At 70.8% G+C, this 6,352-nt stretch carries 5 protein-coding genes and 1 pseudogene; 5 read left to right on the top strand and 1 reads right to left on the bottom strand.

Annotated features, from left to right (window positions below; all coding sequences use genetic code 11):
• Window positions 1-561: 561 nt before the first annotated feature.
• A pseudogene (locus ACF1GV_RS40310) lies at window positions 562-708 on the top strand (hypothetical protein); the annotation flags it as partial.
• A 112-nt stretch (window positions 709-820) separates the two neighbouring features.
• The gene (locus tag ACF1GV_RS40305) at window positions 821-1,306 is read left to right on the top strand and encodes a transposase (protein ID WP_391691816.1); all 486 of its coding nucleotides are present in this window, start codon (window positions 821-823) and stop codon (window positions 1,304-1,306) included.
• 18 nt (window positions 1,307-1,324) lie between these two features.
• Here ACF1GV_RS40305 and ACF1GV_RS40300 read toward each other — a convergent pair whose 3' ends face one another.
• Window positions 1,325-1,684 carry a hypothetical protein gene (locus tag ACF1GV_RS40300; protein ID WP_391691809.1) on the bottom strand — a complete coding sequence of 120 codons (360 nt, stop codon included), beginning with the start codon at window positions 1,682-1,684 and terminating at the stop codon, window positions 1,325-1,327.
• A 435-nt stretch (window positions 1,685-2,119) separates the two neighbouring features.
• Here ACF1GV_RS40300 and ACF1GV_RS40295 point away from each other — a divergent pair, with 435 nt between their 5' ends.
• From ACF1GV_RS40295 to ACF1GV_RS40285, 3 genes are all read left to right on the top strand, one after another.
• Window positions 2,120-4,870 (top strand): AAA family ATPase, encoded by a 2,751-nt coding sequence (locus ACF1GV_RS40295; protein ID WP_391691806.1) that lies wholly within the window; start codon window positions 2,120-2,122, stop codon window positions 4,868-4,870.
• A 129-nt stretch (window positions 4,871-4,999) separates the two neighbouring features.
• On the top strand, window positions 5,000-5,833 hold the full coding sequence (locus tag ACF1GV_RS40290; RefSeq protein WP_057606772.1) for an alpha/beta fold hydrolase: 834 nt from the start codon (window positions 5,000-5,002) through the stop codon (window positions 5,831-5,833).
• A gap of 34 nt (window positions 5,834-5,867) precedes the next feature.
• A complete protein-coding gene (locus tag ACF1GV_RS40285; protein WP_057606771.1) occupies window positions 5,868-6,341 on the top strand; it encodes a Dps family protein in 474 nt (157 codons plus the stop codon).
• Window positions 6,342-6,352 lie beyond the last annotated feature (11 nt).

The raw sequence follows: 6,352 nt of genomic DNA, 5'->3' as shown, positions 1-6,352 counted from the left end.
GGCGAACTGCACCTCGGTCAGTCCCGAGAACGGCTCGATCCACTTCGGATCATCTGCTGAGATCACCCCACCCATGCCCAGCCAACGCACCAACCGCCCCACCGGTTACGGGACAACCTTTAGGCCCTGCGGGCGACAGTCGCGACGCTGGTCGCCCATCGCTTCCCCCTCGCCCGTATCGAAGCCACCGATCTCCGGCGCGCCTGGTCCCTCGCCCCGACCGCCCCGACCACGACCGGCCCCGGCCACGCGCTCCTGGCCTGGCTGTCCGGCCCGCGCCCCCAGCACACTCCTGCAGTCGGACGGCGATCTGCCCGAACCACCTCGTAATGGCCTTCGTCGGCGTTGCTGCCGAGGTCGTAGTCGCCCAGTTGGGCGCCGCTCTCGTTGTAGACCCTCAGGGCTCTGGCCGCAGTTCCGTGAATTCCCAGGTCAGCGGTCAGACCGCGGGATCGTTTCGGCAGCGTACTTCCTGCCGTGGCGAGCAAGACGGTTGAGGATGTGCTGTTTCCCGGGATCGATGTGCGCGTGGAGGGGGTGAGCGACTCCTCCGGAGTCCTAATGATGGAGGCGGTGTCGACGGGCCGCCCAGGCCGGTGCCCGAACTGCCGCAAGCAGGACCGCCGCATACGTAGCACGTATCAACGCTACTTGGACGAAAGGCCGTTGGGTTCGCGCCGGGTCATCGTCCGGCTGCGGGTGCGCCGGTACTTCTGCGACCGGAAGAGCTGTTCCCGCACGACCTTCGTCGAGCAGGTGCCGGGTCTGTCCGCCAGCTACCGCCGTTCCAGCACTGGGCTGGCGGGGTGGCTTCGGTCGATTGCGATCGCGGCTAGCGCGGCAGCCGCCAGGTCGTCCGCAAACACCTCGCCGCCCTCCGCGCGGGCACCGCCGAACCGGTCCGGGCCGACATCCCCAGCCCTCGCAAGATCACCTCCTGGATCATGCGGCCCCCGCGAGACCCTCACCGACAGCCAGAACGAACGCCTACTTCAGGTCCGACTCGCCTGCCCAGACATCACCCGGGCCTGCAACCTCGCCCGCGCCTTCGCAGACCTGGTCCGCCACCAGCGGATACCTTCTGCTGGAGTGGATACGACAGGCCGAGCAGCACGCACCGAAGCCCATAAAGGGCTTCGCCGGCTTCCTCCGGCAGGACCTCGACGCGGTCACCGCCGGACTCACCCTGCCCTGGAGTTCCGGAGCCGTCGAAGGCCACGTAAATAGTGTTAAAACCATCAAGCGAGCCATGTACGGCAGGGCCGCGTTCGCACTCCTCCGCACCCGCATCCTCACCCAGCCGTGATCGGGGCATAGCGAAGACTCAGGTGATCAAACGCCGATCTTGCGGATTGAAGCAGACCAGGCCGGAGGACCGGGCCAGGTCAGCGGCGAACTCGGCGGCCTCCTGGTACTTGCTGAAGACCATGCCGAAATAGAAGAGCGGGCCACTCGCGTTGTTGATCAAGGGGCCGTCCGACCAAGGGCTCGCGTCCTCGTCCTCATCGTCTTCACCCAGGTCGGGCCACCGGGCCACCAGCCCTTCGACGTACTGACTGATACGAGAGGTCGGCGACTGGCCCTCGCCTCTCATGAATCTGTCGTACAGGCCCTCGAAGACCTCAAGCGCCGCTGCATCGTCAGCAGGGCTCGGACCGTCCCATACAGCCATGTCGTAGCTCATGGCGGCATTGTGCTGGTCCCCACTGACAGCCGATGCCACCAAGGTCAACAACTGTGCTGGCTCGTCACGGAACTGCAGCCAGAGCCTCGTAATTCCTCATGGCGTCGAGGGCGTCGGGTCTCGTGGTGGGGCATGAAGCAGGGATGAGGCCCGCCGCGAACGAGGCACCGGCCACGCCCCAGAAGTCGATCGTGGTCCCGGGTCGTGGGGCGAGGCCTGAAAGCCGATCGACCTCGCCGTGATCCCGGCGGCGGCTCGGTTTCGCGGATGCGGACAGCGGTCGTTCCCGCTCGGCAGCACGCATACCATTGCATGAACGGCATCCAGGCCAGGCTTCCAGGTCGCCGACCTGCGGAGATGCCGCCGGGTCGCCTGGTTTCGTGAGGACGCGGAGCCGTCGGGTGACGGGGAGGCACAGAGAAACGGGGGTGCGGCATGCATCGGCGGGCGCTACTGGGTCGCGATACGGAGCGTCGCACGCTGGCTGCCCTGGTCGAGCAGGGGGCCGCCGGTTCGGGCGGCGCGACGGTGATCACCGGCGCGCCGGGGATCGGCAAGTCGGCGCTGGTCGCGGAGGCCGCGGGCGCGGCAGCACGCGGCGGGACCCGTGTGATCACCGCTGTGGGGGTCCAGTCGGAGGAAGACCTACCCTGTGCCGGTCTGCACCAGCTGGTTCACCAACTGCGGGACGGAATCGACGACTTGCCGGGACGTCAGCGCACCGCGCTGCTCGCGGCCGTCGGGCTCGTCGACGAGGCCGTACCCGATCTGTACCTCGTCGGCTTGGCCGCGCTGACCCTGCTGACGGACGCGGCGGCGAAGGCGCCACTGCTGGTGGTCGTCGAGGACGCCCACTGGATGGACCGTGCCAGCCTCGACGTGCTCGGGTTCGTGGCGCGGCGGATCGAGTCCGACCCCATCGTTCTGGTCGCTGTCACCCGGCGCCTCGACGACCGCCTCAGCAGTGCCGGCCTGCCAGTGCTGCACCTGGGCCCGCTGACGGACGAGGTGTCGGGTGAGGTGCTGGACGCGGTGGCCCCCGGACTGGGACAGCAGGTCAGACGGCGGCTGTTGGAGGAGGCCGCCGGGAACCCGCTGGCGCTGACCGAGCTGCCGGTCGCGCTGCAGTCGGTCGGCGGGGCGTACGCGCTCAACCCGGGTCCGCTGCCGCTGACCGCGCGGCTGGAGCGGACGTTCACGGCACGGGTCTCCCGCCTGCCGGCCGAAACCCGTGCGGTCCTGCTCCTCTCGGCCCTCAACGGTGACGGGACGATGGACGAATGCCTCGCCGCGGCGACCCGGATGCTCGGGACGACGGTCGACGTCGGTGCTTTCGAGGCAGCGATCGACGCGGGCCTGGTGGAGGCCCAGGGGACGGCCTTCAGGCACCCCCTCATCCGCTCGGCGATGCACCACGCCGCCACCGCCGCGGAACGCCAGGCCGCGCACGCCGCGCTGGCCGCCGCGCTCCAGGGGCAGCCCGATCGGCAGGCATGGCACCGTGCCGCCGCCACCGCCGGTCTCGACGAACGAGTGGCACGGGATCTGGACTCCACTGCCGGCAGAGCCCTGCGGCGAGGCGGTGTCGCCGCAGCTCTTGCCGCGCTGAGGCGGGCGGCGGAGCTGACGAAGGACCCCTCCGCGCGGGCGGACCGGCTGCTCCGGGCGGCGGAGCTCGCACTGGAGTCGGGCCAAGGAGACGTCGCGACGCATCTGCTGACCCAGGCGCGCTCACTGGACCTTTCGGTCCGGGACCAAGGCCGCGCGGCCTGGGTCAGCATCGCTCTGGCCGAGGGGACGCGGGGCGAGGGGGCCGCGACCGCCGAGCTGGCCGAGCTGGCGGTCGAGATCGCCGCCGGCGGCGAGCCGACACTGGGGCTGCGCATGCTGTGGAGCGCGGTCCTGCAGTGCTTCTGGGGAGAGCCGGGCCCGGCCGCCCGCGAGCGGGTCGCCGCCGCTGCCGACCTGATGCCCGTGCCGGCCGACAACGCCGACCTGGTCGCTCTGCGGGCGTACTCGGCGCCGGTCGAGCGTGGGCAAGGGGTCATGGAGGGCCTGGCGGGTCAGCTGGAGCGCTCGTCGGAGAACGCGGAGGGGGACCAGCTCCTGGGGGCCGCCGCCGTGACGGTGGGCGCTCCCGCCCTGGCGAGCCGGTTGACGGCGAGGTCGCTGGACGCCCTGCGAGCGCAGGGCAGGCTGTCGATGCTGGCCCGCGCCCTCTGCGTCCAGGCGGGGAGCGCCGCACGGCTGGGTGACGTGCGCGCTGGTTCCCTCGCCGCGGAGGAGGCCGCGTCGCTTGCCCGCGAGACCGGTCAGCCTCTTGTGCACGCGATGGTGAATGCCATCCGCGCGCAGCTGGCCGCCGTCAGCGGCGACCCGGCGGCAGAGGCATGGGCGGCGGAAGCCGAACGCGAGGCCCTTCCCAGCGGAGGGCGCCCGGTGCTGGCCATCATGCAGATGGCCCGCGGGCAGGCGGCACTCTGCCAGGGCCGCTACGGCGACGCGTTCGGCCACCTGCACCGCGTCTTCGACCCGGCCGACCCCGCCTTCCACTCCTGGCTGCGCTTCTACGCGGTCGCGGAGCTGGTCGAGGCGGCGGTGCGCAGCGAATCCGCGGGGGTGGCACGCGACATCGTGCGGGAGCTGACCCCGTTCGGGGAATCGACGTCTTCGCCCGCCCTGCTCTGCGGGTTGCGACTGGGCCGGGCCCTGCTGAGCCCGCAGGATGCCGCCGAGCCGCTGTACAGGGCGGCCATCGACGCCGTCCCCACGGACTGGCCGTTCGAGGGGGCGCGGGCGCGCCTCGCCCTGGGCGAGTGGCTGCGGCGTCACCGGCGGCCCGCGCAGTCCCGCGTCGCCCTGCAGGCCGCACGCGAGATCTTCGACGCCCTCGGCGCGTCGGCATGGGCGGAGCGGGCACGGCAGGAGCTGCGCGCCGCGGGCGCGTCGTCCCCGCGCCAGGATCCGGCAGCGGTCGACCGGCTGACCTCGACCGAGCTGCATGTCGCCCAGCTCGCCGCGCAGGGTCTGACGAACCGGGAGATCGGCGAGCGGTTGTACGTCTCGCCCCGGACGGTGAGCACCCATCTCCAGCGGATGTTCCCCAAACTGGGGGTCACGTCCCGCGGCGAACTCGCCGCGGTGCTCGGCGGCACGACGACGTACCCCGAAGGCGCAGCGTCATGACGTACGCGGAAGACGCAGCACCATGACGTACGTCGAAGCCGTAGTCCGACGGACGCGGTCCGACCTGCTTGATTCCTAGGTTTGTGCCATGCCCGGTCCGCACACGGCGGACGGGCGGGAAGGCACACCATGGGAACCATCACCGTCGGCACCGAGGGCTCGACCGGCATCGATCTCTACTACGAGGACCACGGGTCGGGGCAGCCGGTCGTCCTGATCCACGGTTACCCGCTGGACGGGCAGTCGTGGGAGAAGCAGACCGATGCGCTGGTCAAGGCCGGCTACCGCGTCATCACCTACGACCGCCGTGGCTTCGGCCGGTCGAGCAAGACCATGACGGGCTACGACTACGACACCTTCGCCGCCGACCTGGACACCGTACTGACGCAGCTGGACCTGCGTGACGTGGTTCTCGTCGGGTTCTCGATGGGCTCGGGCGAGGTCGCCCGCTACCTCGGCGTCCACGGCTCGGAGCGGGTGGCGAAGGCGGCGTTCCTCGGTTCGCTCCAGCCGTTCCTGTTGCAGACGCCGGACAACCCCACCGGTGTGCCGCAGAGCGTCTTCGACGGCATCGCGGAGCAGGCGGAGGCCGACCGCTACGCCTGGTACGAGAGCTTCTTCGTCGACTTCTTCAACACCGACGAGACGCTCGGGTCGCGGCTCAGCGAGGCCGCGCTGCGGGCGAACTGGGCCACCGCCATCGACTCGGCGCCCATGGCGGCGTACGCGTGCGTCCCGGCGTGGCTGACGGACTTCCGGGCCGACGTGGAGCGCATCGACGTGCCGTCGCTGATCCTGCACGGGACCGCCGACCGCATCCTGCCGATCGACGCCACGGCCCGCGAGTTCCGCCGCCGACTGCCCGACGCGCGGTACGTCGAGATCGACGGCGCTCCGCACGGGCTGCTGCTCACCCACGCGGCCGAGGTCAACGCCGCCCTGCTCGACTTCCTCGCCGCCTGAGAGCCGGCGCCTGTCACGAAAGGACTGCACTCCTGTGCCGGTTGTCAACAACCCTCTGCCCGAGCGCGACCGCGAGACCGCGGGTGCGGCGCTGCAGGCGACCCTGGCCGACCTTCTCGACCTGTCCCTGGTGGCCAAGCAGGCCCACTGGAATGTGTACGGCCCGCGCTTCCGCTCGGTTCACGTCCAGCTCGACGAGGCCGCCACCGTCGCCCGGAACCACGCCGACACGGTGGCCGAGCGCGCGGCCGCCCTGGGCGTCAGTCCGGACGGACGGGCCGGGACCGTTGCGGGAGCCAGTGGCGTGCCCGCCTTTCCGCCGGGCTGGACCAAGGACAGTGACGCCGTCGAGGCCTTGGTGTACGCGCTCTCTGCCGTGACCGAAAGGCTGCGTGAGCGCATCGTCGCGATGGGCCCCGTGGATGTGGTCACCGAGGATCTCCTCGTCGGACTGACGGCCGATCTCGAGAAGCAGAGCTGGATGTTCCAGGCGGAGAACCGGGCCTGATCAGGCGGCCA

This window comes from Streptomyces sp. NPDC014006 (assembly GCF_043088925.1).
GTDB lineage: Bacteria > Actinomycetota > Actinomycetes > Streptomycetales > Streptomycetaceae > Streptomyces.
This window is presented reverse-complemented; position numbering and strand designations above follow the sequence as displayed.